The 26,149-nt window shown below is 49.6% G+C and carries 28 protein-coding genes, 1 tRNA gene and 2 pseudogenes; 24 read left to right on the top strand and 7 right to left on the bottom strand.

Features of this window, described 5'->3' with window-relative positions:
* Positions 1 to 97 precede the first annotated feature (97 nt).
* The 10 genes from dsbC to LCF41_RS03685 all read left to right on the top strand — a co-directional run bounded on the left by dsbC (position 98) and on the right by LCF41_RS03685 (position 11,015).
* Positions 98 to 814: a bifunctional protein-disulfide isomerase/oxidoreductase DsbC gene (gene dsbC, locus LCF41_RS03640; RefSeq protein ID WP_225086930.1), complete on the top strand. Its 717-nt coding sequence runs from the start codon at positions 98 to 100 to the stop codon at positions 812 to 814.
* Between the two features lie 6 nt (positions 815 to 820).
* Positions 821 to 2,584: a single-stranded-DNA-specific exonuclease RecJ gene (recJ, locus tag LCF41_RS03645; protein WP_225086931.1), complete on the top strand. Its 1,764-nt coding sequence runs from the start codon at positions 821 to 823 to the stop codon at positions 2,582 to 2,584.
* Between the two features lie 106 nt (positions 2,585 to 2,690).
* Positions 2,691 to 3,789 (top strand): peptide chain release factor 2 gene (prfB, locus tag LCF41_RS03650; protein ID WP_180743458.1). Its coding sequence is split into 2 segments (ribosomal slippage): positions 2,691 to 2,765 and positions 2,767 to 3,789, totalling 1,098 coding nucleotides; the frame shifts between segments, so codons are not numbered across the junction.
* A gap of 8 nt (positions 3,790 to 3,797) precedes the next feature.
* Positions 3,798 to 5,315, top strand: coding sequence for a lysine--tRNA ligase (gene lysS / locus LCF41_RS03655; protein WP_225086932.1), 1,518 nt, complete (start codon positions 3,798 to 3,800; stop codon positions 5,313 to 5,315).
* Between the two features lie 263 nt (positions 5,316 to 5,578).
* Positions 5,579 to 6,334 carry a helix-turn-helix transcriptional regulator gene (locus LCF41_RS03660; RefSeq protein ID WP_225086933.1) on the top strand — a complete coding sequence of 252 codons (756 nt, stop codon included), beginning with the start codon at positions 5,579 to 5,581 and terminating at the stop codon, positions 6,332 to 6,334.
* 62 nt (positions 6,335 to 6,396) lie between these two features.
* Positions 6,397 to 7,080, top strand: coding sequence for a LysE family translocator (locus LCF41_RS03665; RefSeq protein ID WP_225086934.1), 684 nt, complete (start codon positions 6,397 to 6,399; stop codon positions 7,078 to 7,080).
* Between the two features lie 80 nt (positions 7,081 to 7,160).
* A tRNA-Gly gene (locus LCF41_RS03670) sits at positions 7,161 to 7,234 on the top strand.
* Positions 7,235 to 8,481: 1,247 nt separating this feature from the next.
* Positions 8,482 to 9,045 (top strand): recombinase family protein, encoded by a 564-nt coding sequence (locus tag LCF41_RS03675; protein ID WP_103971785.1) that lies wholly within the window; start codon positions 8,482 to 8,484, stop codon positions 9,043 to 9,045.
* A gap of 201 nt (positions 9,046 to 9,246) precedes the next feature.
* The gene (locus LCF41_RS03680; protein ID WP_206555133.1) at positions 9,247 to 10,074 is read left to right on the top strand and encodes a helix-turn-helix domain-containing protein; all 828 of its coding nucleotides are present in this window, start codon (positions 9,247 to 9,249) and stop codon (positions 10,072 to 10,074) included.
* 434 nt (positions 10,075 to 10,508) lie between these two features.
* Complete coding sequence (locus tag LCF41_RS03685; protein WP_225086935.1) at positions 10,509 to 11,015, top strand: HNH endonuclease; 507 nt, start codon at positions 10,509 to 10,511, stop codon at positions 11,013 to 11,015.
* Between the two features lie 9 nt (positions 11,016 to 11,024).
* Here the strand turns inward: LCF41_RS03685 and LCF41_RS03690 are convergent, their stop codons facing one another.
* The 3 genes from LCF41_RS03690 to LCF41_RS03700 all read right to left on the bottom strand — a co-directional run bounded on the left by LCF41_RS03690 (position 11,025) and on the right by LCF41_RS03700 (position 13,327).
* Positions 11,025 to 11,423: a hypothetical protein gene (locus tag LCF41_RS03690; protein ID WP_206555134.1), complete on the bottom strand. Its 399-nt coding sequence runs from the start codon at positions 11,421 to 11,423 to the stop codon at positions 11,025 to 11,027.
* Positions 11,424 to 11,523: 100 nt separating this feature from the next.
* A complete protein-coding gene (locus LCF41_RS03695; RefSeq protein ID WP_157983764.1) occupies positions 11,524 to 11,895 on the bottom strand; it encodes a hypothetical protein in 372 nt (123 codons plus the stop codon).
* 229 nt (positions 11,896 to 12,124) lie between these two features.
* Entirely contained in the window at positions 12,125 to 13,327 is a 1,203-nt protein-coding gene (locus LCF41_RS03700) for a tyrosine-type recombinase/integrase (protein ID WP_206555135.1), read from the bottom strand.
* Positions 13,328 to 13,619: 292 nt separating this feature from the next.
* On the opposite strand from LCF41_RS03700, the gene LCF41_RS03705 reads away from it, so the two are divergent.
* The 3 genes from LCF41_RS03705 to LCF41_RS03715 all read left to right on the top strand — a co-directional run bounded on the left by LCF41_RS03705 (position 13,620) and on the right by LCF41_RS03715 (position 15,956).
* The gene (locus tag LCF41_RS03705) at positions 13,620 to 14,804 is read left to right on the top strand and encodes a tyrosine-type recombinase/integrase (RefSeq protein ID WP_225086936.1); all 1,185 of its coding nucleotides are present in this window, start codon (positions 13,620 to 13,622) and stop codon (positions 14,802 to 14,804) included.
* Positions 14,801 to 15,190: a hypothetical protein gene (locus LCF41_RS03710; RefSeq protein ID WP_225086937.1), complete on the top strand. Its 390-nt coding sequence runs from the start codon at positions 14,801 to 14,803 to the stop codon at positions 15,188 to 15,190. Before LCF41_RS03705 ends, LCF41_RS03710 begins: the two co-directional genes overlap by 4 nt.
* A gap of 71 nt (positions 15,191 to 15,261) precedes the next feature.
* Positions 15,262 to 15,956, top strand: a protein-coding gene (locus LCF41_RS03715; protein ID WP_225084876.1) for an IS1 family transposase whose coding sequence is annotated in 2 segments (ribosomal slippage) — positions 15,262 to 15,508 and positions 15,508 to 15,956 — 696 coding nt in all. Because the reading frame shifts where the segments join, the coding sequence is not laid out codon by codon here.
* Here the strand turns inward: LCF41_RS03715 and LCF41_RS03720 are convergent.
* On the bottom strand, positions 15,953 to 16,105 hold the full coding sequence (locus tag LCF41_RS03720) for a hypothetical protein (RefSeq protein ID WP_225086938.1): 153 nt from the start codon (positions 16,103 to 16,105) through the stop codon (positions 15,953 to 15,955). The two genes, LCF41_RS03715 and LCF41_RS03720, sit on opposite strands and share 4 nt — an antisense overlap.
* Between LCF41_RS03720 and LCF41_RS03725 the strand changes: the two genes are divergently transcribed.
* Complete coding sequence (locus LCF41_RS03725) at positions 16,088 to 16,618, top strand: hypothetical protein (RefSeq protein ID WP_225086939.1); 531 nt, start codon at positions 16,088 to 16,090, stop codon at positions 16,616 to 16,618. The two genes, LCF41_RS03720 and LCF41_RS03725, sit on opposite strands and share 18 nt — an antisense overlap.
* Positions 16,619 to 16,760: 142 nt before the next feature.
* On the opposite strand, the gene LCF41_RS03730 is transcribed toward LCF41_RS03725, so the two are convergent.
* Positions 16,761 to 17,455 (bottom strand): IS1 family transposase gene (locus LCF41_RS03730; RefSeq protein ID WP_225086940.1). Its coding sequence is split into 2 segments (ribosomal slippage): positions 16,761 to 17,209 and positions 17,209 to 17,455, totalling 696 coding nucleotides; the frame shifts between segments, so codons are not numbered across the junction.
* A 107-nt stretch (positions 17,456 to 17,562) separates the two neighbouring features.
* Between LCF41_RS03730 and LCF41_RS03735 the strand changes: the two genes are divergently transcribed.
* The 9 genes and pseudogenes from LCF41_RS03735 (at position 17,563) to LCF41_RS03775 (ending at position 23,720) form a co-directional block, all read left to right on the top strand.
* Positions 17,563 to 18,426 (top strand): P2 family phage major capsid protein, encoded by an 864-nt coding sequence (locus LCF41_RS03735; RefSeq protein WP_250160551.1) that lies wholly within the window; start codon positions 17,563 to 17,565, stop codon positions 18,424 to 18,426.
* An 8-nt stretch (positions 18,427 to 18,434) separates the two neighbouring features.
* Positions 18,435 to 18,944, top strand: coding sequence for a GPO family capsid scaffolding protein (locus LCF41_RS03740; protein ID WP_225086941.1), 510 nt, complete (start codon positions 18,435 to 18,437; stop codon positions 18,942 to 18,944).
* 90 nt (positions 18,945 to 19,034) lie between these two features.
* Positions 19,035 to 19,277, top strand: a pseudogene (locus tag LCF41_RS03745) (ash family protein); the annotation flags it as partial.
* A gap of 113 nt (positions 19,278 to 19,390) precedes the next feature.
* Positions 19,391 to 19,588, top strand: coding sequence for a host cell division inhibitor Icd-like protein (locus tag LCF41_RS03750; RefSeq protein ID WP_039471240.1), 198 nt, complete (start codon positions 19,391 to 19,393; stop codon positions 19,586 to 19,588).
* A pseudogene (locus LCF41_RS03755) lies at positions 19,581 to 19,763 on the top strand (hypothetical protein). The gene LCF41_RS03750 and the pseudogene LCF41_RS03755 overlap by 8 nt, the downstream one beginning before the upstream one ends.
* On the top strand, positions 19,756 to 19,992 hold the full coding sequence (locus tag LCF41_RS03760) for a hypothetical protein (protein ID WP_119881682.1): 237 nt from the start codon (positions 19,756 to 19,758) through the stop codon (positions 19,990 to 19,992). The pseudogene LCF41_RS03755 and the gene LCF41_RS03760 overlap by 8 nt, the downstream one beginning before the upstream one ends.
* Positions 19,979 to 20,389, top strand: coding sequence for a DUF5375 family protein (locus LCF41_RS03765; RefSeq protein ID WP_225086942.1), 411 nt, complete (start codon positions 19,979 to 19,981; stop codon positions 20,387 to 20,389). The genes LCF41_RS03760 and LCF41_RS03765 overlap by 14 nt, the downstream gene beginning before the upstream one ends.
* Positions 20,386 to 23,070: a DUF927 domain-containing protein gene (locus LCF41_RS03770; protein ID WP_225086943.1), complete on the top strand. Its 2,685-nt coding sequence runs from the start codon at positions 20,386 to 20,388 to the stop codon at positions 23,068 to 23,070. Before LCF41_RS03765 ends, LCF41_RS03770 begins: the two co-directional genes overlap by 4 nt.
* Positions 23,071 to 23,378: 308 nt before the next feature.
* Positions 23,379 to 23,720 (top strand): Ogr/Delta-like zinc finger protein, encoded by a 342-nt coding sequence (locus LCF41_RS03775; protein ID WP_225086944.1) that lies wholly within the window; start codon positions 23,379 to 23,381, stop codon positions 23,718 to 23,720.
* Between the two features lie 446 nt (positions 23,721 to 24,166).
* Here LCF41_RS03775 and LCF41_RS03780 read toward each other — a convergent pair whose 3' ends face one another.
* Entirely contained in the window at positions 24,167 to 24,751 is a 585-nt protein-coding gene (locus tag LCF41_RS03780; protein ID WP_225086945.1) for a hypothetical protein, read from the bottom strand.
* A 44-nt stretch (positions 24,752 to 24,795) separates the two neighbouring features.
* Positions 24,796 to 25,134, bottom strand: a complete 339-nt coding sequence (locus tag LCF41_RS03785) for a hypothetical protein (protein WP_225086946.1) — start codon at positions 25,132 to 25,134, stop codon at positions 24,796 to 24,798.
* A gap of 589 nt (positions 25,135 to 25,723) precedes the next feature.
* On the opposite strand from LCF41_RS03785, the gene LCF41_RS03790 reads away from it, so the two are divergent.
* Complete coding sequence (locus tag LCF41_RS03790; RefSeq protein WP_225086947.1) at positions 25,724 to 26,116, top strand: YybH family protein; 393 nt, start codon at positions 25,724 to 25,726, stop codon at positions 26,114 to 26,116.
* The last annotated feature ends 33 nt before the right edge of the window (positions 26,117 to 26,149 follow it).

Raw genomic sequence — 26,149 nt, forward strand, 5'->3', positions numbered from 1 at the left:
TTATCTGGCTGGCGGGATTTCCCGCTTACTATCACGGCGCATCGTTGTTACAAGCGATTTGCTGCGGACAATGTTGCGAAAACACAGGATTGATGAAATGAAAAAAGGGTTATTACTGCTTTCTTTACTGGTCGCGACGGCAACCAATTTTGCCCACGCCGATGATGCCGCGATCAAACAGACGTTGACGCGTCTGGATATGCAGGGGGCGGAAATCCTGCCTTCGCCGATGGCGGGTATGAAAACCGTGATTACCGACAGCGGCGTGCTGTATATCAGCGAAGACGGCAAACATTTGCTGCAAGGCCCGCTTTATGACGTGAGCGGCACCATGCCGGTCAACACCACCAATAAGATCCTGATCGGCAAGATGGATGCGCTACAGGAACAGATGATTGTTTATAAAGCCGCACAGGAAAAACACGTTATTACCGTTTTCACCGACATCACCTGCGGCTATTGCCACAAATTGCATGAGCAGATGAAAGATTACAACGCGCTGGGCATTACCGTGCGCTATCTGGCTTTCCCGCGTCAGGGTATGAAATCGCCAGCCGCGAAAGATATGCAGTCCATCTGGTGCGTGGCCGATCGCAACAAAGCGTTTGATAGCGCGATGAAGGGCGACGCGATCTCGCCAGCAACGTGTAAAACCGATATCGCCGCGCATTATCAACTGGGCATACAGTTTGGCGTGCAGGGGACTCCTGCCATCGTGCTGCAAGACGGTTTGGTTGTGCCGGGATACCAGGGGCCGAAAGAAATGCTGGCGATGCTGGAAGCACATAAAGCCTCCCAGAAAACCGGCGGTTAATGCTACGTGGATATGATTACCCAACTCCGTCGGCGTCCGCTGGCGGAGGACATTGATTTACCCGATACCGTTCCGCCTTTGCTGCGCCGCCTCTATGCACAGCGCGGTGTGAAAGGTGCACAGGAGCTGGAACGTAGCCTGAGCGGTTTGCTCAATTACCGATTGTTAAGCGGGATTGATAAAGCGGTCGATTTGCTGCAACAGACACTGGCCGAGAAGCGTTGCATGGTCATCGTTGGCGATTTTGATGCCGATGGTGCCACCAGTACCGCGCTCACCGTACTGGCACTGCGCAGCATGGGTGCCGTGAATGTGAAATATCTGGTGCCGAACCGTTTTGAAGACGGCTACGGGCTAAGCCCGGAAGTAGTGGCGCAGGCCGCCACGCTGGGTGCAGAAGTGATTGTGACCGTGGATAACGGGATTTCTTCTCACGCGGGTGTCGAAGATGCCCATCGGCGTGGTATTGCCGTGCTGGTGACCGATCACCATCTGCCGGGTGACATTCTGCCTGCCGCTGACGCCATGATTAACCCTAATCTGCCTGACTGTCAGTTTCCCTCCAAGGCGCTGGCGGGCGTGGGCGTCGCGTTTTACCTAATGATGGCGCTGTTTGTGCGCCTGCGTGATAGCGACTGGTTTACGCAACCCTGGTTTATGCAACAGGGGCTGGCGAAGCCGAACCTCACCGAATTACTGGATCTGGTCGCGCTGGGTACGGTCGCTGACGTGGTGCCGCTGGATGCGAATAACCGAATTCTGGTTGCGCAGGGGCTGAACCGCATTCGTGCGGGCGAATGCCGTCCGGGTATTCGGGCGCTGCTGGAAGTGGCGAATCGCGATGCCAGCCAACTGGTCGCCAGCGATTTAGGCTTTGCGCTTGGGCCACGGCTGAACGCCGCGGGTCGGTTGGATGATATGACGGTTGGCGTTGAGCTGTTATTGAGTGACGATATTACTCAGGCGCGCATGCTGGCCAATGATTTAGATGCGCTGAATCAGGACAGGCGGGAGATCGAGCAGGGGATGCAGGCAGAAGCGTTGCGCCTGTGTGAATCGCTGGAGCGCACCCGCACCGAACTGCCTTACGGATTGGCGATGTACCACCCGGAATGGCATCAGGGCGTCGTCGGTATTCTGGCTTCGCGCATTAAAGAACGTTTTCATCGCCCAGTGATTGCCTTTGCTCCCGCGGGCGACGGCATGCTGAAAGGGTCAGGGCGTTCCATTGCTGGCTTGCATCTGCGCGATGCGCTGGAACGGCTGGATACGCTGTATCCCGGAATGATACAGAAATTCGGCGGGCATGCGATGGCAGCAGGACTATCGTTGCATGAAGATCGGTTTGAGGATTTCCGTCAGCGCTTCGGCGAACTGGTTGGCGAATGGCTCGATCCGTCTCAGCTTGAAGGCGTCGTCTGGTCTGATGGTGAGCTGGTGCTGCCGGAACTGGATTTGCTCTCAACGGCAGAAATGTTGCGTTACGCGGGGCCGTGGGGTCAGTCATTCCCCGAACCGACGTTCGATGGCTGCTTCCGTATTCTGCAACCCCGCCTACTCAAAGAACGGCATTTGAAAGCGATGTTTGAACCGATCGGTGCAACAGGTCAGGTGCCGCTGTTAGATGGCATCGCGTTTAATGTCGATACTACCCTCTGGCCGGATCCGAGTATCAAAGAAGTGGAAATGGTGTACCGATTGGATATTAACGAATTTCGCGGTAAACGTTCGGTGCAACTGTTGATTCAACATCTGTGGCCGCGTGCGTGAACGGAATACGGCGGGCAGAAAGTCTATAAACTGAGCCTTTTATCCGCTAGAATGGCGGGTTACACCATTCCGTTGTCAACGACTTAACGTAAGAATATAAAAAATCATGTTTGAAATTAATCCGGTAAAAAACCGCATTCAGGACCTGTCTGAACGTAGTGCCGTTCTTAGGGGGTATCTTTGACTATGATGCCAAGAAAGAACGCCTCGAAGAAGTAAACGCCGAACTGGAACAGCCTGATGTCTGGAATGAGCCTGAACGCGCTCAGGCATTAGGAAAAGAACGCTCCTCGCTGGAAGCCATCGTAGACACCATCGATCAACTGACTCAGGGTCTGGAAGATGTGGCTGGTCTGCTTGAGCTCGCGGTGGAAGAAGAAGACGAAGATACGTTTAATGAAACGTCGGTAGAACTGGACGCGCTGGAAAATAAATTAGGCCAGCTCGAATTCCGTCGCATGTTCTCCGGCCAGTACGACAGTGCGGATTGCTACCTGGATATTCAGGCAGGTTCTGGCGGTACAGAAGCGCAGGACTGGGCCAGCATGCTGGTGCGTATGTACCTGCGTTGGGCGGAAGCCAAAGGGTTTAAAACCGAAATTATTGAAGAGTCAGACGGTGACGTGGCCGGTACGAAATCCGCCACCATCAAGATCATCGGTGACTATGCGTTTGGCTGGCTGCGTACCGAAACCGGTGTACACCGTCTGGTACGTAAGAGCCCGTTCGATTCCGGCGGCCGCCGCCACACCTCATTCAGTTCCGCGTTCGTCTACCCGGAAGTTGAGGACGATATCGATATCGAAATCAATCCGGCCGACCTGCGTATTGACGTTTACCGTGCCTCCGGTGCGGGTGGTCAGCACGTTAACCGGACAGAATCTGCGGTGCGTATTACCCACATGCCTACCGGTATTGTCACGCAATGTCAGAACGATCGTTCCCAGCATAAAAACAAAGATCAGGCGATGAAACAGCTGAAAGCCAAGCTGTATGAGTTTGAGATGCAAAAGAAAAATGCTGAAAAACAGGCGATGGAAGACAACAAATCTGATATCGGCTGGGGTAGCCAGATTCGTTCTTATGTTCTGGATGATTCGCGCATCAAAGATTTACGTACCGGAGTGGAAACACGTAACACTCAGGCCGTACTGGATGGCGATCTGGACAAATTTATTGAAGCAAGTTTAAAAGCGGGGTTATAAGAATTCACATGGCTGAATCACAATCACAGGGTGCCGATCAGGCGCAGGATCTGAATAACGAATTAAAAACGCGTCGTGAAAAGCTGGTAGCGCTGCGTGAAACCGGGATCGCATTCCCGAATGATTTCCGCCGTGACAACACGTCCGATCGTCTGCACGCTGAGTTCGATGGTAAAGAGAACGAAGAGCTGGAAGAACTGGGCGTTGAAGTGACCGTGGCGGGCCGTATGATGACCCGTCGCATCATGGGTAAAGCCTCTTTCGTGACCTTGCAGGACGTCGGTGGCCGTATTCAGCTGTATGTTTCCCGCGACGATCTGGCGGAAGGCATCTATAACGAGCAGTTCAAAAAATGGGATTTGGGCGATATTCTGGGCGCGCGCGGTAAGCTGTTCAAAACCAAAACGGGCGAACTGTCCATCCACTGTACCGAACTGCGTCTGCTGACCAAAGCGCTGCGCCCGCTGCCGGATAAATTCCACGGTCTGGCCGATCAGGAAACCCGTTACCGTCAGCGCTATCTGGATCTGATCGCTAACGATGAATCTCGCAATACCTTCCGTATTCGTTCCAAAGTGATGGCGGCGATCCGTAGCTTCATGGTCGATCACGGCTTCATGGAAGTCGAAACGCCAATGATGCAGGTGATCCCTGGCGGTGCGTCTGCCCGTCCGTTCATTACGCACCACAACGCGCTGGACATCGACATGTACCTGCGTATCGCGCCGGAACTGTACCTGAAGCGTCTGGTTGTCGGTGGCTTTGAGCGTGTGTTCGAGATCAACCGTAACTTCCGTAACGAAGGTGTTTCCCCACGTCATAACCCTGAATTCACCATGATGGAACTTTATATGGCGTATGCCGATTATAAAGACCTGATTGTGCTGACGGAGAACCTGTTCCGTACGCTGACGCAGGACGTGCTGGGCTCGACGACGGTGGAATACGGCGACCAGACATTCGACTTCGGTAAGCCGTTCGAGAAGCTGACGATGCGCGAAGCGATCTGCAAATACCGCCCTGAAACCAACGTTGCCGATCTGGACGATTTGGAGAAAGCGACCGCGATCGCCCAGTCTCTGGGGATCAAGATCGAAAAAAGCTGGGGTCTGGGCCGTATCGTGACCGAGATCTTCGAAGAGACCGCAGAAAGCAGCCTGATTCAACCGACCTTCATCACTGAATACCCGGCTGAAGTGTCACCGCTGGCGCGTCGTAACGATCAGAACCCGGAAATCACCGATCGCTTTGAGTTCTTCATCGGCGGCCGTGAAATCGGTAACGGCTTCTCCGAGCTGAACGATGCTGAGGATCAGGCAGAGCGTTTTGCTCAGCAGGTGAATGCTAAAGACGCGGGCGATGACGAAGCGATGTTCTACGACGAAGACTACGTGACTGCACTGGAGCACGGCCTGCCGCCAACAGCGGGTCTGGGTATCGGTATCGACCGTATGGTGATGTTGTTCACGAACAGCCACACCATCCGCGACGTGATCCTGTTCCCGGCGATGCGTCCGCAGAAGTAAGACGCTGGGCGTAAAAATAAGCCTGAGATTGTCGTCAAACCTCATTAAACCGGTGCAGCTGCACCGGTTTTTTACTATCGACAATGTAAAATTTTAGGGGAAACGTGGGGATGAGGTTCCCGTAGGGATACCTCGCCCCGTGGTAGCCCCGTGTATCTCGATCTCACCTCGTTTTTCTCCACATTCTTGCCGTCATTCTGCCATTGTCGCCCGATGGGGGAAGATGTTATTTTCAGGCATTCATTCACTGCCGGAACACTATCATGATGACGTACCGCGATGCCTGGTTCGAACTGGCGCTGTTAACCAACGGGCGCAGTTTTCCACGGCATACGCACGACGAGTTCGTCATCAGCGCCAATCTCAGCGGGTTGGAGACGGTCTGGCTGGATGGAGAAACCTTTGTTGTCACTAACGATATGGTGACGACCTACAATCCCGATCAGCTACAAGGCAGTGATAATGCGTTTGACCGTTGGCAGTGTGCATCGCTGTACGTTCATCCGCAGGCGTTCGAGCATTATTTCCACCAAGCTTTTCGGTTTTCACGGGGCTGGAATCCGTCGCCGCAATTGGCGTCCGAGCTAAAACAGCTGGTCATCTATGATTTGGACGACAGCACGCGTCAGGAGCGCATTATCCTGCTGCTGGCTGCGTTGATGGAAAACCAGCACCCTATGCCGTCTCAAGGTCAGGTCAAAGAAGCAGAGCGGATCACGCGGATCAAAGACGGGTTGCTGAACGATCTCAGCGATGTCCCCACGCTCGATCAGCTCGCGCAGCAGGAAAATCTGTCAGTCGCCCATCTGGTTCGTTCGTTTAATCAGGCGGTTGGGCTGCCACCGTTGGCGTGGCTGATGCAGCGACGCATGTGTAAAGCGCGGGAGCTGCTGCGGCAGGGAGCCGCGATCAGCCAGGTTGCGGGCGATGTCGGGTTTGCCGATCAGGCGCATTTCACGAAAGCCTTCAACCGCTATAATGCCATGACGCCGGGGCAGTTCCGCCGTATCAATTTTTGACAATACAGCGTGTCCTTTGGGCTCTAGACTCGCCTTATTACTTAATGCTCGAAGGGAATACCATGCTGTTAGTTGCGTTCACGGGGATGCTGTTATCTCTATCATTGTGTCTCGATCTGGGGATGGTCAATACCGCGATTATTAACCGCGGGCTGCGGCACGGAGCGCGATCGGCGTTTTATATCGGGCTGGGTTCCTGTTTCGGCGATCTGTTTTATGCCACGCTGTCGGTGCTGGGGCTGGCGGTCGTCTTTAATCTGACACCTGTGCGTTGGGCGCTATGGATTGGAGGCGGGCTGATTCTGATCTGGATGACGTTCAGTATGGCGCGCGCGGCATGGCGTGACTATCAGGTTAAACGCTTTGCCGATCTCTCTGAGTCAGCGAGCGCTGCGAGTTTTTCCACTCCACCAGCGCGTTATACCGAGTTTTTCAGCGGCGTAGGTATGGCACTGGCCTCACCAACGGCGTTACTGTGGTTTGCAGCGATTGGTGGCACCATTATCGCGCAGTCTACCGATGGCTCAGCCTTCATGATTAGCCTGTTTCTGCTGGGCTTTTTCGTGGGTGGCGTGCTGTGGACATGCTTCCTTGCCGCGCTGGTGAAGTACGGTCAGCGGCTGCTGAAAGAGCGTATCTCATTCTATTGCAGCCTGATCTCCGCCATACTATTTGCCTACTTTGCCTGGCACGTTATTTCCAGCGGCTATGAGACGCTGTTTCTGCCGCTCTCCACGGCTGCATGACCGCTCAAAACCGCAGCACTTTGCCGGGTTTTTTACTTGCTCGGCAACGGCATAGCGCTATAATGCCGATCGCTCTCTGTGCGAGTGTAGTTCAATGGTAGAACGGCAGCTTCCCAAGCTGCATACGAGGGTTCGATTCCCTTCACTCGCTCCAAGCTCTCTTCTCTAAATACTATTTAGAATCAATAGGCTAAAAGCGGATGCGGCCTGTGTTATCCATAATGGTACACACTGTGTTACCCATTGCTGCTGCGATCTGGTATGTGGTCAAGGGAGCATATCAAATAGCTGGCGGTGGTTCTACGTTCTTACCGCGATAGCCCAACAACGAACAAAAAGCCGAACACCCGGCATAACTCCCGAACAGCGGCGCTTACGACAACCTTAGCGCGGGATAAACAGGCGATTGATGGGATTCCTAACCTGCGCGGGAAAGTGGCAGGCTCTACCCCGTTTCATGCATACGATAATGCGTACCTGACTTACTGCTCGTTACCGCTGATATATATGCATCTCTGATGCCCTGCCTATAGCGTTTTGTTGATGTACCCATCACGGCGCTAAATGTCTTGTATTGCCTAAAATTTTATACAGGATTGTAAAATCCCCCCCGACTCAAAATTAGTATATTCACGCGAGGGTCCACCTCTACTCGCACAACTCCTAGCGCCCCCTGTGGCGCTTCGCCGTGGTGAGCGTTGCGTGGCTGCTCGCGTGTTGTACACGGTACTGTACTGCCACGTTCTGCTGTTCGGTGTGTAGCGACTCTCTTCTTTACTCTCTCATTCGGGGAGGGAGTGGGACGGTGTGCGTGTGGGGGCTTGCTTTCTTCGTACCCTCTTCGCGGTGATACATCCACTTGCTTTCTTCATTGATACACTCTCATATCACTCTCTCTTACTCTCTGAGTAAGCACTCTCCGAGTGCTCTGGGTCGTTCGAGTTCGTTCACCTCACAGTTCATTCTTTACTGTTCGATTCACTATTCATTCACTTGTCCTCTCATCCTTCGAGTACTCGTTCATTCTTCTCTCTCTTATTAGTGTCGTTCTAATTTATTTGTTAACATTATCAACTTATTATGTAATTCGTGTGCTTTGTTTATTTAAATCATGCACTGATTAATCATGCATTTAAATGATTAATTATGTGGTATGCGATTATTGTTTATCTTGTATTAAAACGTACTTGCTTCTTTGAATGGGGATAAAAATTTTAGCCGCTGGTTTCAGCCAATGGGTAAAGTTAGCCGCGCCGTTGCGTGGTCTCATTAGGTTATCAATTGAGTACACAACACTGAGACACGCTGAGACATATCAATTAAGTATCGATGAATAATTTACATAACTTTATTGATACTGTATCTTTAGCTTCAGTTAATTGACACTTTTGCGGGGTAGCTATGAGATTCGGATACGCACGAGTTAGCACTAAGGAACAGAACACTGCACGTCAGGAGGCAGCGTTACAACCGGTATGTGATGAGTTGTTGATAGATAAGGTATCGGGTAAGAACGCAGACAGACCGCAGCTACAGGTGTTGTTACAGCGTGTGCGTACTGGTGACGTGGTGAATGTCAAAAGCGTTGACCGTCTGGCACGTAACACACGTGATTTACTGGAAATACTAGATACCTTGTTAGATGTTGGTGTCACAGTGCGCTTCCTAGATAACAGCATGGTGTTCACCGACGATCCCACGAGCCGATTCATGATAACTATGCTCGGCGCAGTAGGTGAACTGGAGAGATCCTTCATACGTCAGCGCCAATCTGAAGGCATAGCGATAGCTAAAGAGTCCGGTAAATTCAAAGGTAAGCCGAAGGATACCGAGCTAAGGGGGAAGGTACGAGAACTGTTAAAGCGAGGATTAAAGCCTGATGAGGTTGCGAAGTTAGCGGGATGTGGCAGAGCTACAGTCTTTAGAATCAAGCGGGAATTCAATGATAGGAGGCAATTAGAATAACTCTCATAAGGGGAGATAAAGTTCTACCAGTTCTACCTTTGCTAATCACTTGTCATCCCGAGGTGGTATTTAGAACGACACTTATAAGGGAAAGAAGCGCAGTCTGCACAAAACTTTTTAGCGTCCTTCTCTAACGCTCCGTGGCACGTGTGCTCGGAATCCCCCCCTGAACCAATCCAGCACACCCACAAGGAGCGCACAATGCTAGATGTTAATTCCTTACCGACGCAATTCAGTACTGTGGCCGATATTAAAGCAACCCTTAGCCCAATGTGTCACGGCTGGTTTGACGGCTTCCACAGCGGTAAGTTACCGGACAGAGCAATACTAGAGCAGATCCCAGCTTACCGCGCAACGTGGTTCGCATACTGCGAATTTGCTGGCATTAGCGTAGCGAAGTTCCAACGCAATGGGCTAGCTCGTGAAATACACAAGCTGAATTGCAAGCATGGCAAGGAGCGATATGCGCTCATTCAGGCATTCGCAGGTGTAACAATCCCACTTCCGCAGAATCTGGTAGATGCGATTATCCGTAGCGCCTATCAGAATGTAATGCAGGACGACACAGCAACCGCTAAGAGTATTATTGAGCAGCATACAGGCGACAATGCAGACTTAGCGAATAAAGTACGTACGTCTAAGCAGGTTAAGAAGGTGGTGAAAGCGGTGCGAGCAGCGGCGAGCGAAGAAGGTCATAAGCTCATGGATAATACATTGGGTAAGAAGATACACCACAATGCGGTTGTACAGGATACCGTGGGAAAGACCGTATCGAGCATTTTAGCCAGTAAGATTTTGGCTCGTAACATCGAGAGCCAACGGCAGGAGCTGGAGGTCATGAAAGCTCGACTTGCAGCACTTGAGGCGGCACAGCAACAACAAGCAGCCCGCAATGCTACTGATGATGCGGGGGATTGGAAGGAGAAGGCCAAAGAGTTACGTGCTCAAGGTAAATCATTCGCCGCCATTGCCCGTGAAGTTGGACGTAGTAAAGCACACGTAGCCCGCTTATTTTCCTACGTATCCTAATCGTCTCATAATGAGACGACTAAAATAGTAGGGATGGTATAGTTCTTTTTATACATAATTATACCAAACCCCCACCATATCCCGTCCCACACTGTACCGCAGCGCACATTCTCTACTCATACCGACTTTTCACCTAACCTCTAATACGCGTACCATATTCCCCGTCTGTTCCTAATTGAAACCTTGTTCAGGTGTTTTATTACTTCTGCATCTATATTGGTCGTTTTTTTGGTGACCTTTATCTGTTTGATTATAAGTAAGGATTTTAAATGTTCCTCAGGAAAAAAACTCTATTCTTGTTGCGTTAAATATATTTAATGCAATGAGTTTTTGTGGTGTTCGAATGGTGTTAATTATTGTTTAATAATATTAATTGAATTGTTGGTTTAATTGTTTTGAAATAAATTCTATGTGTGTTTAATAAAGGGGGGAGAGTGATAAACCAGAATGAGATGAGTGATGTGGTGGCTACTTTATTTGCGGTTGATTCGGAATCAGCAAGCGGTTTAATATGGAAGTATGCCATTGCTAAAAGAGTTAAAATAGGGGCTTGTGCTGGGACCCTAGGTAAAGATGGTTACTGGGCGGTTCAATTGAAAGGAAAGAAATATGCTGTGCATCGTATTGTATGGTACTTGACTAACGGAGCCATTCCAGATGGATATTGTATTGACCATGCAGATGGTGATAGAGGTAATAATAGTATACTAAATCTTAGATTGGCTACTAGGGCACAGAATAGCCAGAATGCGCGTAAATTTATGACACATAATGATCTACCAAAGGGAGTAAGCGTTAATAAAGTAAGCGGAGTCTATTGTGCTCAAGTTCAGGTCAATGGGAAACGATGGCGTAAGCGTGGAAAGAACCTAGAGCAACTTACGCAAGAGTTACAGTTAGCCCGTACAAACTCACACGGGCAATTCGCATGCCATGGGTAAATGGAAATATTAGTTCTTTGCTAATTCAGGGCAGCGTGGCGTTGTTAGGTTACTACAACGCCCAATGTCCATTCCGTTAATAATGAATACTCTTGGTTTGGATGGGTAGTATTTATCGAGCAATGCTATCGTTTCATCTAGTAATTCATTGCAGGAATCTGGTGAGGCAATAACGGATTTAGTATTCACTTGTAATAAGCAACCGTCACTATAGTACCAACCATTAAAATGTTTAACCGAAATAGTTTGTAGAGAGATTGTATCAGTACCGCTTCCAACATAATATGATGCTTCATCATTCATTGGAGCGCGAGAGAATACAAGTAGAATAACTACTACAAAGCCCAGCGCGATAAGTTGAGCTGCTATTGAGATAGCACGCCCTTTAATTACGGATATCTTGAACATACTAGCCCCTTGCCTAGAGGAATTGTTATTATGTGTGTGCGGTTTCGCCCAGTGTCCCATAGCTTAGGCGGCACCCACTGTGCATTAATAATTTATTCACTTACCAGTTTAAAAATAAATTGGGGTCTCTTTCATAAATTTGTATAAGAAGAGCGGCACCAACAATACGAGCAGGTTCATTCATGTAATTATCAAAGTCAGCACTACTTAGTAGTTCCAATTCTGGTAGGAGTATTTTATCTATTATGTCTTTGGATGTGGTTCTTTTATGTCTCATTAATAGATGAGCATGCAGAGGTAGAGTTGGTTGGAGTTCATTTACAATGGAAAACGATTGTACTAATAAAGAGGTGCCTAGTCGAGATTTCATAAAATCATTGGAGTCATGATAATTTAGAAACCATTGCTGAAATGGCAATAATGTTTTGTAATCAGCCTTTGATGGCCCAAATAAACTAGATAGTATTCCCATTTTTGACCTTTATATTTACTTGTTTTTTGTTAAGTGGCATGCCATGAAAGAATAAGTGCTAATGTACATGAATATCCCTGTTCTAGTAAGGGATTGTATTTATTTTCAAACCTTTATTACTAGGTGGACTTACTTTCTCTCAATATTGCCAGTAATAAGGGGATGTTTCTAATCGTTTTGATAGATCAATTTATGGCAATTGATCGGTTTAATCGATCATCTTTCATGGTCAATTCTCTGCATGTATTTCGGCCACCAATGCCACATATCCCGCCAGCTCGGCTAATTCCGCACCTGAACTGTAGGTTTTTAGTGATTCAGTCTTTCCCCTTTCATGCCCGACAATCTGAGCAATCCGATCTTCTTGTACACCAGCCCGGTCTAAGATAGTGATGAACATCCCACGCAGGCTATGGAAGCATTGTCTGTCTGTGGCGCTTGGTAAAACCTTATCCCGTAAGCGGGTGAACTGCTGGCTATACCAAGGCCCACGTTTCCCATCAAGCCGTTTAATTAAATTTGACCGTGGTAGCAAGTATTCACCTCTTTTCTCCTGCTGATTCATTTGTTTATATTGATGAACAATCTCGAGTAAGGCTGGGTGTACTGGCACAACTCTTACTCCCGCCTTTGTCTTGGCAGTGCTTACACTGAAGCACATTACACCTTCTATTAAAGAGACGTCTGAGACCTTCAAAGAGGCAATTTCATCTAGTCGCATGCCTGAATATAGGCCGATTAGTATTACGTCCCTGAGATCTTCTGAGGTGTTAATCAGTAGGGTTTTTATTTCGTCTTGGGTGAAAGGTTCATAACTTTTTATTGTGCGCTTGGCTTCAAGCCTATGTCCGATGAATGGAGAGGCTGCGGGAATATTGTCGTAGCAGCGGCGAGCGTACTCATACACCGTGTTTAAGCATGATAAATAATTCTGGATAGTTTGCGCGGATTTCGTGGGTTTGAGAGATCGGATGAACCCCGTCACTTCTGTGCGGCTGACCCCTGTTAATGCGGTATCAGCAACGTTTAAATATTTGAGAAATAAACGGGTAGCAAATGTGTGTTTGCTTAGAGTGCTGGGGCTTCGAGATTGCATGTACTCAGAAAGGTACTCATTAGCAGTAGCCTGTAGCATAACCCCACGACCGGAAAGTGTCTGTGAAGTAGCTCCAAACTGCTGTACAGCATTAATGGCACGGTTTAGCGCAATAACCCCAGTATCAATAGCATGCTTTTCTTTGACGTGGTTCCATTCAACAACCAAGCGATCCCTAACTACCCTTGCTTTCAGAACATCCCGCTGCCCTGTGCTTTTCCTGAATAGTTTACGTCCTGAGATTAAGTGCCGCATATGCCGAGGCACTGATATTTGAAACATCCAAATGCCTGATTCATGTTTGTACAGGTATTGGTTCTTGGTTTTGCTACCCATAGCATTATCCCATGTGCTGATGTATATTCACCGCACCAGCAATGGAATTCGGCACTTTCAGTAACACAAGAAAGTAGTACTGTTCGATTCCCTTCACTCGCTCCAAAAACACTTCTCTGCATGTCTCCTGAACTCAATAAAATCAAATAATTCATACCTTTCTTGGTCTCCCAGTGTCAACCCGCATCTACCCAAATCATGTGTTGAATGTGTATAGTAATGTGAGTAGAGAGGGTTATACATACCCATTTCTATACACATTGGGTAGCTATACATACCGGAAACTATACACATGCCGCTGACAGACCTTGAGATCCGCCGTGCCAAGCCAGAAGATAAGTCCTACACCAAAAACGATGGTCATGGCCTTTCACTACTGATTGAACCTAACGGATCGAAAGGATGGCGTTATCGTTACCGTTTCGATGGCAAAGCAAAATTGTTGTCACTTGGGACTTACCCCACCATTTCTTTAGCTGAAGCCAGACAGAAACGCGACGAAGCCAAAAAACTGGTTGCCGCAGGGATAAACCCCAGTGATTTACGTAAAGAGCAGAAGCTGGCGAAACAAGGACGAAATGAAAGCACGTTTGAATCGATAGCACGTGAATGGTACGAGAAACGCTTGGATCGCTGGTCAGCATCATACAGCGAAGAAATGATGAGTACCTTTGAGAAAGATGTTTTCCCGTTTATCGGGCATCGCCCCATTGCGGAAATTAAGCCTATGGAACTCCTGGCTGTCTTGTCCAAATTAAACGATCGCGGTGCTACCGAGAAAATGCGTAAAGTACGCCAGCGATGTGGAGAAGTGTGGAAATACGCCGTCATAACGGGTAGAGCAGAATATAACCCTGCGCCGGATCTGGTGAGTGCATTCGTTGCTCATAAAAAAGAACACTATGCTTTTTTAACGGCACCAGAGCTACCTGAGTTCTTTCAAACACTGAATACCTACAGCGGCAGTTTAATTGTAAAACTGGCTACAAAGCTGTTGATTCTGACCGCTGTTAGGCCGGGGGAACTCCGCCAGGCCGAGTGGAAAGAATTTGATTTTGATAAACGTCTTTGGGAAATACCGGCAGAAAGAATGAAAAAGCGGCGTCCCCATTGTGTGCCGTTATCAACGCAGGTTATTTCCATTCTTGAAGAATTAAAGCCGATTACCGGCCATTATCCGCTTGTTTTCCCTGGCAGGGTTCAACATACCAAGCCAATGAGTGAAATGGCCATGAATGTGCTGATGCGACGTATTGGCTATGGAGGGCGTGTTACGGGGCATGGTTTCCGCCACACGATGAGCACAATTTTGTATGAACAAGGATACGATACAGCTTGGATTGAAATACAGCTTGCCCACGTTGATAAAAATAGTATTCGTGGAACCTATAATCATGCGCAATATCTTGATGGTCGTCGAGAAATGATGCAGTGGTATGCGGATTATCTAACTTCATTATCTTCGGAGGGACAATGAGTAAGTTATTATCATTATCTGAACTTCTTGAAGATGGTGAGATTAAGGCTAATGATATTTTGAGCCTTGCTATAGATGAAAAAATATCTATTTTGATAAACATGGATGATATAATAACACCTGCGGTTAAATTGATATTTTCTAGCTCTGTTCATGAGCTAAGTAATTGGATTGAAAATCCATATATAAAGAATCAAAATTACAAAGGGATAACGAAATTTTCTCTATTCGAAGAATCAAATTTTGATGATTTATGGGGGGGTGCAAAGTCGATTCCAATGTTAATATACAGAAAAATAATGGTAAAGAATCCTATTTCAATGCTTATTTACATGGGGTGTGGCGACTTAGAGCCTATCCCAATAGGATTTTATTCCAGACAATAATGCCGCAGGAAAAATGGGTGGTGCCTCTAATTAGTTGAATTGATATATAATGACCGCTTTGAGGTTTGCTCATGGCCAGCGTTAATGTTCATTGTCCTCGCTGTCAGTCTGTTCAGGTTTACCGTCATGGACAGAACCCTAAAGGTCGTGACCGGTTTCGCTGTCGTGACTGCCACCGCGTGTTTCTGCTCACCTATACCTATGAAGCGCGTAAGCCCGGTGTCAAAGAACAAATTACCGAAATGGCATTCAACGGCGCCGGCGTTCGTGATACAGCCAGAACACTGAAAATCGGTATTAACACCGTCATTCGCACGTTAAAAAACTCGCGCCGAAGCGAATAACTTCCTCTCCGGTCGCTCATGCCGATGTAGCACTTATCTGTGAGCTTGATGAGCAATGGAGCTTTGTCGGCAATAAAGCCCGGCAGCATTGGCTCTGGTATGCATACAACACCAAAACAGGTGGCGTTCTGGCTTACACGTTTGGACCGCGCACGGATAACACCTGCCGTGAACTTCTGGCTCTGCTGACGCCGTTTAACATCGGTATGATAACCAGCGATGACTGGGGCAGTTATGCCAGAGAACTCCCGAAAGATAAGCATCTGACAGGAAAAATCTTCACTCAGCGTATTGAGCGTAACAACCTGACACTGAGGACACGTATTAAACGTCTGGCCCGTAAAACAATCTGCTTCTCGCGTTCGATAGAATTGCATGAAAAAGTCATCGGGGCATTCATTGAAAAACACATGTTCTACTAATTGGACGCATTACCGACGAAATCAACTTCCTGATTGAGCGTGGCACGGCGATTTGTGCGGCGGCACTGGAGGCCGTCAATGACGCGCACCAGGGCGTTATCCGCTACGGTGGTGAGGCAGAGAATCAGAATATGCTTGATACCCATCATGGCCTTGTCTCGATGAAAGAGGCATTGAGACAATTGCAAGTGCAGCGACAACGGGCGGAGGACAATCACGAAAAAGCCAAATTAATCTATCAGGCGCGGCAGGGGTTATTAGGTTTATTACGCCCTGTTGTAGAAGCGATGCTGAAAAAGAATATCAAAGGCTTTATGAACAAGGTGATGGAGAAATTGCCGGTCGCCTCGTTGCCTGCGTATGCCTACAGGATGGATTCCTATTCTAATGGCCTAAGCTGTCAGTCTCATATTTATGCCTGGTCAAAGATGGACGAATTACAGAGCGCGATAGAAGAGATATTAAAACACTGTCGTCATCCCATAGATAAATTTGAATTAAACCGTAATGGGATCGCGAAGGCTGAGTTATGCCGTTTATATTACGGTCATGAAGGCGAGTTATTTCGCCAACTCATGCCAGTGAATGATTATGTGGAGTTAATGATCGAGACGGTAGAGATCGAGCAATATAAAAATCGCATGATGCGAGACGCACTGTAATTCACTGTATTACCTCATTTCTATAAAAGGATATTTTATGCATCACGTTAATGCCCCGGCATTGGCGGGGGAATTTCATCGCAATTTTACCCGCGGCGCGAATTATTTAAGTAATAACAAAAAGAGTTGGTAATGCGTCCAATTAGTAGAACATGTGTTTTTCAATGAATGCCCCGATGACTTTTTCATGCAATTCTATCGAACGCGAGAAGCAGATTGTTTTACGGGCCAGACGTTTAATACGTGTCCTCAGTGTCAGGTTGTTACGCTCAATACGCTGAGTGAAGATTTTTCCTGTCAGATGCTTATCTTTCGGGAGTTCTCTGGCATAACTGCCCCAGTCATCGCTGGTTATCATACCGATGTTAAACGGCGTCAGCAGAGCCAGAAGTTCACGGCAGGTGTTATCCGTGCGCGGTCCAAACGTGTAAGCCAGAACGCCACCTGTTTTGGTGTTGTATGCATACCAGAGCCAATGCTGCCGGGCTTTATTGCCGACAAAGCTCCATTGGTCATCAAGCTCACAGATAAGTGCTACATCGGCATGAGCGACCGGAGAGGAAGTTATTCGCTTCGGCGCGAGTTTTTTAACGTGCGAATGACGGTGTTAATACCGATTTTCAGTGTTCTGGCTGTATCACGAACGCCGGCGCCGTTGAATGCCATTTCGGTAATTTGTTCTTTGACACCGGGCTTACGCGCTTCATAGGTATAGGTGAGCAGAAACACGCGGTGACAGTCACGACAGCGAAACCGGTCACGACCTTTAGGGTTCTGTCCATGACGGTAAACCTGAACAGACTGACAGCGAGGACAATGAACATTAACGCTGGCCATGAGCAAACCTCAAAGCGGTCATTATATATCAATTCAACTAATTAGAGGCACCACCAAAGAGTTTTTCTGTATCCGATGAGGCAGAAAATAAATTACGCATTGCCTTACTGGAATCTGGTTGGATGATGCAGGGCATCACCCTGATGGACATGGCGGAGGAAACTGGCCAGGCGATCACGCTTGGGGATAGTAGCCTGCATACCGTGCGTGCGATGGAAGGGCGTTTTAACAAGCCGCTGGCTGTCAATGGTACGCCGTATGTGCTGGTTGAAACGGACTCCTGCGCGTCGCTGTCGTATGCGCAAATGTCACTGATTGCCAACGTGGGCGGCATTGATCACTTTACACGGACGGTGGCGGCGTTCTTTGAACGCGCAATGGCGTTAGATATTTTGCGTATCGGGCTAAATGGCGCGTTTCTTAGCCCCGAAACCAATCCCGCCAGATACCCCAAAGGGGAAGATATCAATCTGGGCTGGCATGCCATTGCCAAGAAGTTTAATGGTGGCTCTCAGGTACTGACTAACGAAATCACGTTAGGGAACGGCGGTGACTTCCCACATCTGGACGCACTGGCTAATCACCTGATCACCCAAAAAATACCTGAGGGATTGCGCGAAGATCCGCACCTGGTGGTATTGGTGGGTGCTGAGTTAGCGGCGGCAGAGCGATTACGACTGTTCAATATGGCAGACAGGCCAGCGGATCTCGCCGCTGCGCAGATGATCACCAGTTCCATTGCGGGGCGCTTTGCGTTTGTGCCGCCGTTTATGCCGGGTAAACGGCTGGCGATCACCACGTTGGAAAACTTGCACGTCTACACGCAAAAACACAGCCGCTATTTCCGGGCGGAATTTGTGGATGACCGTTCCGTGTATGAGCACAACTACTGGCGTAATGAGGGCTATGCGCTGGGAGATGGTTATCTGTATGCCGCTGCTGATGAGCAGGCGATTACGCTGTTACCGTGAGGGCGCACATGAACGATTCACAGTTAACGACCGGCTGGTTTTGTGTGGCCACCGAAGGCATCACCATTGACGGACGCTATATCGATCCTGCCTGGCTAAAAGACATGGGCGTGACCTACAACCCGTCGCGCTATACCGCGCTGATTTGGGGAGAACACAAGCGCACCGGCGATAACCTGGGGGAAGTGCTGGCCGCGAAACACGACATTATCGACGGCGAATCCCGATTATTCGTGCGTATCCGTCCTACTGCGCAACTGGTCAGCTACAACGAGAAAGGGCAAAAGCTGTTTTGTTCGATTGAGATTGAAGAGGATTTCCCCGAAGCAGGGCGTTTTTACCTTAGCGGGCTGGCAGTCACGGACAGTCCGGCCAGCGTGGGAACGGATCGCCTGCGCTTTAGCGTAAATCGCGGCTATTTCTCACGCCGGGGGAAACGTGGCCGACTCAGCCAGCCGATCCCCTGTCAGTTCTCGCTGTCGCCGTCCGGCTGGTATTCCGCGATATCAGGCGGCTGAACGCAGGCAAAAAAATACCCGGTGCGGCAGGTACCGGGTAACACTCCCTTGTCATCTAACGTCATGGCTCGTCACTGAGCAGGAAACACTATGTACGCGATAACACACCCGGTCAATCACGGGGATTCGGATAAAAATTGCTTGCTGTCGCCAGAATACGCGGGGTATAGTTTTCGCGTTGCCGCAAAATCGGCAACCGGGCGTAGGAACCCGATATGTTTACAGGCGACATCAGACGCGCCATGCGTCTTTTTTATTGTCGAAGCTTTTGCACACCTAGTAAAAGTGGCTTTTAGCCATTCAGAATCAATGGTGGGCTGGGCGGGGCAGCTTTCGGGCTGGCCGGTTTCCTGTAACGCCGGTATTCCTACCCCCGTCCAGCTCACCACCCTGAGTGTAGGAACTCCGGTGGTGGGACATTCACCCAGTTACAGGAGTCTGCCGCTATGGCTGCTACCCCTATTCAAACTCGCCCCGAATTTGTCTTTTTATTTCTTGCCGTGCGCCGTGCTGATGTTCACGCCGTTCCGCACCGTGAAACCGTTATTGCCCCCAATGAACGCAGCGCCCGCCGTCTGCTGGCGCGTGACTATGTGCTCGCTTTTGCTGGCCGTCTGCCAGTTGAGGGGGCGCGTCATGTTTGATAACACGCCATTGGATCTCGAAGAAATCATCGACCAATGCCGGGCGCTGGCGTATGCGCTGGTTGAACTGGATCAGCCCTAGGCGAAAGAGGTGCTGATCTTTGTTTTGTCGGAGCGGCTGGACTGCTTGCACCGCACCTTTCACCAGCCGGTAGCGGAGAGTGATCATGACTAATGCTCAGTTTCCTTGCGGCTACACGCAGAATGGCGAAGAGCGTATAAATCGCGCTTTACAGGCCACCGAGTGCATGGCCGAGTTGTTACGCCACCATGCCGTTCACCCTGGTAAGCCGCTTAATTCAGACGGCCTGGCCGCTATTTTTGAATGTGTTCGTGACCAGCTTAACGGCGCGGTAGAAACCAGTGAATTCTTTGCCGGAGGGGTGAACCATGAGCGCAATTAACCTGCCGACCTCACCGGCTTTCAAAATGGCGCTTTTGCGCCATTACATCGCCAACGCTTTTCTGGAAGCAATGACAACCCAGCACGGCCAGGCGGTGTATGTACTGAACGGTAGCCGTATTCCGCTGACCGCCGACAAGGTGGCGATTAACATCATTTCCCACATTGAAGCGCCCTATATCGACCAGTTCGGCTGTGCAATGGGGCAAGCGATGGCGGCGCAGGCGCTGTATGAAATGCTCGAACCGGGCTTTATGCGTGAGGCGGTACGCCTGTCAGCGTATGGCTACCGCTGCCTGTTGGCCATGTATGCAGAGATAGCCAGTGGTGCGACGGATGGCGAACTGCCGCCCGGTGCCGTGGTAGAAACGCTGACGACGGGAGGCACGGCGCAATGACTAAACCCAAACTCTCCGAGACCGTGAAGGCGGCAAACAACCGCTGGGTGCAGATATTACCAGCGCTGGGGATTACGGTTCCGGCCAATGGCAGGCACGGTGCCTGCCCGAAATGCGGCGGTACAGACCGTTTCCGCTTTGATGATAAGGACGGGCGCGGGACGTGGTTTTGTTCGCAGTGTGGCAACGGTGACGGGCTGGATCTGGTGCAACTGGTTAGCGGCGACGACAACAAAACCGCTGCCGATGCGGTGGCGTCCGTTCTGGGCTTACCACAAGTGCAACACCCAACAACACCGCCCGCCAGGAAAGAAGCCGATGAAGTCGAAAAGCGCCGCCAGTTCAGTACCAGCTATCGCACACTGCGGGCGACTTGTGAAACCGGCGAAAGCGCCTATCTGACCAATAAAGGCTTAACGGGGCAGGGCTTGCCCCTGACTCGCCAGGAGAAACAGAGCGGTGGCGTGGCGTTTCCTGCCGGTTCGCTGTTGCTGCCGCTGACTGACGTTGACGGCCAGATAACGGGCGCGCAGCTAATCAGCCCATTGGGGGATAAACGGCTGCTGGCCCATTCCACCCTGGCGGGCAGCTTTATTACTCTGCAACCGCTGCCGAGTGAGGCACCAGAGCAGGTGACTATCACCGAGGGTTACGCTACCGCGCTGACGGTGGCGGCATTGACCGAGGGCGTCACGGTGGCCGCTGTCGCCGCCAATAATTTACTGAACGTGGCGCAGGCGTTCCGGCAGCGCTGGCCGGATGTGCGGCTGGTGATTGCTGGCGATAACGACTTTGACGACGGCAAGGAGAACACGGGGAAACAGTGGGCGGAGAAAGCCGCCAAAGCGGTAGACGGTTGGGTGACGCTGCCACCGACGCGGCATAAAGCCGATTGGGATGATTTCAGGCAGGAGCATGGCCAGGAGCGCACCAAAGAAGCGTTGCGCGAAGAAATGATTTTGTTTGGCAAGGGTAAAACCCGCTTGCCGCAAGGTTTCCGGCTGACCAAAGAATACCTGTGGTTTGACAAACTGGTGAACAAGTCAGACGGCGATACGGAAATTCGCAATATCAAACTGTGCAGCCCGGTACGGGTGACGGCTATCACCTGCGACATGGACGGCAGCAACTATGGCCGCTTGCTGGAATGGGAAGACACCAACGGCATAAGCCGCAAATGGGCGATGCCGATGGAGTTGTTAGGCGGCAGTGGGGAAGAGTTGCGCCGTGTCCTGCTGGTTAACGGCCTGTCGTACATCAACACTAACGGCCAGGCGCGGGCGCACCTGATGGAATACCTTTCTCTGTGCAAGCCAGACCGCAAGGTAACGTGCGTCAGTAAAACCGGCTGGCACGGTTCGGTATACGTGCTTCAGGATGAGGTGATAGGCGAGGGGGCGGAGTCGGTCATTCTGCAAACGTCTAGCGTACAGGGGCGGGATTTTCGCACGGCGGGCACGTTGGCCGACTGGCGCGATCAGGTGTCACGCTATTGCGTCGGTAATGCCCGCGTGGCGTTTTCCGTCAGCCTGGCCTTTGCCGCGCCGCTACTCAAGCTGGTTGGCGTCGGGGGCGGCGGCTATCACCTGAAAGGAGAATCGACGGACGGCAAGACTACCACCATGAAGGTGGCGGCGTCGGTGTGCGGCGGTTCAGACTTCTGGCACACCTGGCGGTCAACCGGCAATGCGCTGGAAGGGACGGCCAGCCGTCGCAATGATGCCACACTGATGCTCGATGAGATCCGTGAGGTAGACGGACGGGAGGCGGGAAATATCGCCTACATGCTGGCTAACGGCCAGGGTAAGGCTAGAGCCAGGACTGACGGCAGCGTGAGGGAAACCAATCGTTGGTGCCTGCTGTTTCTCTCTACGGGCGAATTGTCACTGGTTGAACATGCCGCCAATGCCGGAGAACGCACTTATGCCGGTGTGGAAGTGCGCATGGTGCAAATCCCCAGCGATTCGGGTAAGTACGGCGTGTTTGAAGAGTTGCACGGCTTTTCCGGTGGCAAGACGCTGGCCGAGCATTTAGAACAGGCGGTGACGGAATACCACGGCGCGGCGTTCCGCGAGTGGTTGCGCCACCTCACGGCGGATTTATCCGGCATGACGGCCAAAGCCAAAGCGCTGCTGAAAACCTACACCCGCGAGTTAACCCCAGCGGAGGCGGGCAACCAGGTGGGGCGGGCGGTCACGCGCTTTGCACTGGTAGCGATGGCGGGCGAGCTGGCCACCGAAGCGGGGATAACCGGCTGGCCTGCGGGGGAAGCGCTACGGGCGGCAAAAGTCTGTCTGGATGCGTGGATGGTAGACCGTGGCCATGTCGCCAATCAGGAGGAAGCCGCCGCGCTGGAGCAGGTGAAAGACTTCATCACCCGTAACCAGTTCAGCCGCTTTGCCGACTGGCACAACGAGTACAGCCGTCCGGCCAATCTGGTAGGGTTCCGGCAGGTGGTCAAAGGCAGCAACACCGAGGATGCCGCCACCACGTTTTACGTGCTGTCATCTGGCTGGAAAGAAATCTGTAAGGGGTTCGACGCCAAGAAGGTGGCACAGCTTTGCGTCAGAGCGGGTTATCTGGATGTGGCAGAAGGCAGCAGCCGCACACAGAAAAACATCCGCCTGCCAGAAATAGGCGTCAAATGGGTGTACCAGTTTAATAGCAGCGTATTGGGTTAAGACTCTCGCACGTATCTTATTTTTCTGAGGATACAGAGGTTACAGCGGTGACAAGCAGGCAGGACAAGGGCTGGTGTTGTCACCATGAATAAATAGCCTGTGGTGACAGTGGTTACAAAATACGACCTGTAACCGCTGTCACCAGTAGTGAAAACGGCGTGGTTACAGTAAAAATCCTTTTATATCAATCGTGTAACCACTGTAACCGCTGTATCCACGCGCAGAGAAGAGAAACACCATAAGAATGGCCGTCCGTTAGGGCTTTATTTCTGGCGGGCGGGGTTAACAGAATGGAAGGAGTGAGCGACATGAGGATAATGCGTGTTTACTGCCCGGAATGCGGCACAGTGGCCACGGTGAAGAAAACTCACCGTAAGCACCCGCATATCTCAGATATTTACTGCGCCTGTGCGGATGTGGAATGCGGGCATACGTTCGTGATGAATATGACGTTCTCACATACCCTCAGCCCCAGCGCCAAAACCCACGGGCATATTATTAAAGGCGTGATAGACGGGATCGCCCCGGAGAAGCGCAAAGACATGATCGACATGCTGAACCAGGCGCAGGAGGACGACAAAAAGGCCGAAGCTGTGGACGAACCGGAAAATTCTCTGGTTGTGGTGCGGCGTAAAGTCGGGGAAAAATAAAACGCGTAACGCCGTATTGGCCGTTCTCATTTTTTCAGTTATGCCAACATCACTACTCGTCTGTAAGCCCCGTCCGGCAAGGGATTGCCGGAACGGTGGCACGTTCATTTTCCTACCTGATTTTTTTCACCACGCCACATAAAATAATACCGAGTCTTTAAATTCAAAGAGATAGCGTAATTTTTTGCGGGTTTCAAAACCGACAAAAACGGCAAAACTGAAAAAAGCTGAAATTTCTTTCAATGATTTCAGTTGGCACCGGAACGCACAAGCCCAGCAACGGCGCGGGCTGGCGGGTTGGTTTGTAGAAAAAGAAAACTGAAAAATTTTTATGATCCGAAAACCGCAGGCGGGTGCGGTGTAGCGCCGATTTTGTCGTGTGAGTGTTTATTTGGGGTGGGTGAATGGAAAGCTGTTTTTTTTGCTAAAAAAACCATAAATGCCGACTAAGTATCTATCTTTGTGGCGATAAGAACGTGATCGCTTCGATCATGCCATGTGGGATGAAAGCCCAAACTTATGGGGTCGGATAATTCTACATTATCAGGATTGCCCCAAATGGTATCGGCTACAGCCTGCATTGCCTGGATATCACCTTGGTACACGTATCTTGCACCAGTTGCGTTGGTTTTAAATTCCAGTTTGCCATCGACTACGGTTAGGAGGGTGATCTCAAGGCTACTTTCCTTAGGGATACCGAATAACCAAAGTAGCATTCCTGCTTCTGTTTGGTGTGTATCACTAATCACCGCGCCATAGTGCTCGATAATCGTTTTATATACAGCTGTTGATACACCGCCTAACTGATAGTCAGCATCAACGTAGGCCGACTCAACTTGAGGAATGCGGGTACCTAAATCAAGCGGTGGCGTTAACTCGAAAGATAATACATAACTGGCTATATGTTCGTCGGATAGTTCATCCTTAACATAAAGTATTGCCATTTCATTGTGGTAATCTTCAAGCAAAGCACGGTAATGTCTGCCACTCTTGCTGGTAAATTGCAACCAAACAAAATGACCGGAATCCATATCGATAGAATCCGGCCAGTATAAGGTTTTATCGTGTTCAGCTATCAAATTTGGCGACATTGATGCATGTGGCTCGACTGAGTAAAAAAGGACTCCAACGCGCGTTGAGAGAAATTTACATTCAAATTTTTCAAGTCATGCCAAAGAGAAGCTTGATTAACAGGGATCGTCTGCCCATTTTTTTCAATGGTCACCTCAACAACTGGCTTCACTTTTGAATAAGTTGGCGTATTTTCCCAGTCTGAACGTAGCACCATAAGTACTTGCCGTTCTTTACGGTTTTTCATGCTTCTCACTTCAAAATCACCCAAAACGCCGGGTACAGAAAAACGCCCGATACGCTCGGTTCTGTTGGCGATAGTGTGCGGCGAATGTGTAATCATATTCTGCCCTCATGGAGTGAAGAGACTTGGTTATAGTTTAAACACAAAGATGGATGACGTCTACTGGTGTCTACTTGCGTACTCTGGTGTCAAGAGTACGCGAGTAGACTGTCTGTTTTTGTCTTGTAAGCAAACAGATTGCTCGGTTGCAGCAAGACATTAAACTACAGCCGAATTTCAGTAGCAGTGCGGTGAGAAAGAAGAAATAGATGTGTATAGAAATATGAGTAAAGTACTTTTTTAATACATTAAATTGTAATAATTACATGGTCTTATGTTTTTTATTCTATTCCCTTCACTCGCTCCAATTATTCCCCTCTCTGTATCTACTTAAGTACATTAAATTCATTAATATCAATATCTTGCTTTATTTTTCGATCGGTTAGGAAAAAACTCGTCTATCAAAATGTATACATCAGAGTGTATAGAATGTGCGTATAAAGTAATCCTCGAAAAAAGCAGAGCATTCATAAGCAGAATTTTCTCGTAATCTGAATACAAGAGATTATTATGAATAACATCTCTATTATCATAGGGTTGTGTGTTATTCCTTATTGGGTTTTTACGCCATTTCACAGAGGCCATGCTTATGAAACCACATCCGATATGCGAAATTATTGAGGCCTGTGATAAAGCAATTTCTGAGCGAAATTTTGATGCTCTGATGAATTATTACGCCGAGGATGCCGCACTTGTTATCAAGCCAGGCATGGTTGCGAGAGGTAAAGAGGAGATAAGAAAAGCATTTGTCGCTATTGCTGATTATTTTAAAAATCAATTAGTTGTTGAGCAAGGCAATATGCAGGTCATCGAGGGCGGTGGAGACGCTTTAGTTATCATGGAAACCGTTCTGCATTACCCAGATGAGCAGGGCAGTATTGTCACAACAACCCGGCGAGCGACCTATGTGTTCAGGAAAGACGCTGATGGGAACTGGCTTTGCACCATTGATAATTCCTATGGAACAACGCTGCTGGACTGATTCTGTTTAGTTAAGGCAGGCGCGTTTTTAGTC

This window comes from Pectobacterium colocasium, assembly GCF_020181655.1.
Taxonomy (GTDB): Bacteria; Pseudomonadota; Gammaproteobacteria; order Enterobacterales; family Enterobacteriaceae; genus Pectobacterium; species Pectobacterium colocasium.

Excerpts from the sequence above, each read along its gene's own strand:
- lysS (WP_225086932.1), top strand. The coding sequence starts at position 3,798 with ATGGCTGAATCACAATCACAGGGTGCCGATCAGGCGCAGGATCTGAAT.
- LCF41_RS03695 (WP_157983764.1), bottom strand. The coding sequence starts at position 11,895 with ATGGGAATACTATCTAGTTTATTTGGGCCATCAAAGGCTGATTACAAA.
- LCF41_RS03705 (WP_225086936.1), top strand. The coding sequence starts at position 13,620 with ATGCCGCTGACAGACCTTGAGATCCGCCGTGCCAAGCCAGAAGATAAG.
- LCF41_RS03710 (WP_225086937.1), top strand. The coding sequence starts at position 14,801 with ATGAGTAAGTTATTATCATTATCTGAACTTCTTGAAGATGGTGAGATT.
- LCF41_RS03725 (WP_225086939.1), top strand. The coding sequence starts at position 16,088 with ATGCTTGATACCCATCATGGCCTTGTCTCGATGAAAGAGGCATTGAGA.
- LCF41_RS03680 (WP_206555133.1), top strand. The coding sequence starts at position 9,247 with ATGCTAGATGTTAATTCCTTACCGACGCAATTCAGTACTGTGGCCGAT.
- LCF41_RS03700 (WP_206555135.1), bottom strand. The coding sequence starts at position 13,327 with ATGGGTAGCAAAACCAAGAACCAATACCTGTACAAACATGAATCAGGC.
- LCF41_RS03720 (WP_225086938.1), bottom strand. The coding sequence starts at position 16,105 with ATGATGGGTATCAAGCATATTCTGATTCTCTGCCTCACCACCGTAGCG.
- LCF41_RS03750 (WP_039471240.1), top strand. The coding sequence starts at position 19,391 with ATGGCTGCTACCCCTATTCAAACTCGCCCCGAATTTGTCTTTTTATTT.
- LCF41_RS03665 (WP_225086934.1), top strand. The coding sequence starts at position 6,397 with ATGCTGTTAGTTGCGTTCACGGGGATGCTGTTATCTCTATCATTGTGT.
- LCF41_RS03760 (WP_119881682.1), top strand. The coding sequence starts at position 19,756 with ATGACTAATGCTCAGTTTCCTTGCGGCTACACGCAGAATGGCGAAGAG.
- LCF41_RS03660 (WP_225086933.1), top strand. The coding sequence starts at position 5,579 with ATGATGACGTACCGCGATGCCTGGTTCGAACTGGCGCTGTTAACCAAC.
- LCF41_RS03765 (WP_225086942.1), top strand. The coding sequence starts at position 19,979 with ATGAGCGCAATTAACCTGCCGACCTCACCGGCTTTCAAAATGGCGCTT.
- LCF41_RS03675 (WP_103971785.1), top strand. The coding sequence starts at position 8,482 with ATGAGATTCGGATACGCACGAGTTAGCACTAAGGAACAGAACACTGCA.
- LCF41_RS03740 (WP_225086941.1), top strand. The coding sequence starts at position 18,435 with ATGAACGATTCACAGTTAACGACCGGCTGGTTTTGTGTGGCCACCGAA.
- dsbC (WP_225086930.1), top strand. The coding sequence starts at position 98 with ATGAAAAAAGGGTTATTACTGCTTTCTTTACTGGTCGCGACGGCAACC.
- LCF41_RS03690 (WP_206555134.1), bottom strand. The coding sequence starts at position 11,423 with ATGTTCAAGATATCCGTAATTAAAGGGCGTGCTATCTCAATAGCAGCT.
- LCF41_RS03790 (WP_225086947.1), top strand. The coding sequence starts at position 25,724 with ATGAAACCACATCCGATATGCGAAATTATTGAGGCCTGTGATAAAGCA.
- LCF41_RS03785 (WP_225086946.1), bottom strand. The coding sequence starts at position 25,134 with ATGATTACACATTCGCCGCACACTATCGCCAACAGAACCGAGCGTATC.
- LCF41_RS03780 (WP_225086945.1), bottom strand. The coding sequence starts at position 24,751 with ATGGATTCCGGTCATTTTGTTTGGTTGCAATTTACCAGCAAGAGTGGC.
- LCF41_RS03770 (WP_225086943.1), top strand. The coding sequence starts at position 20,386 with ATGACTAAACCCAAACTCTCCGAGACCGTGAAGGCGGCAAACAACCGC.
- LCF41_RS03775 (WP_225086944.1), top strand. The coding sequence starts at position 23,379 with ATGAGGATAATGCGTGTTTACTGCCCGGAATGCGGCACAGTGGCCACG.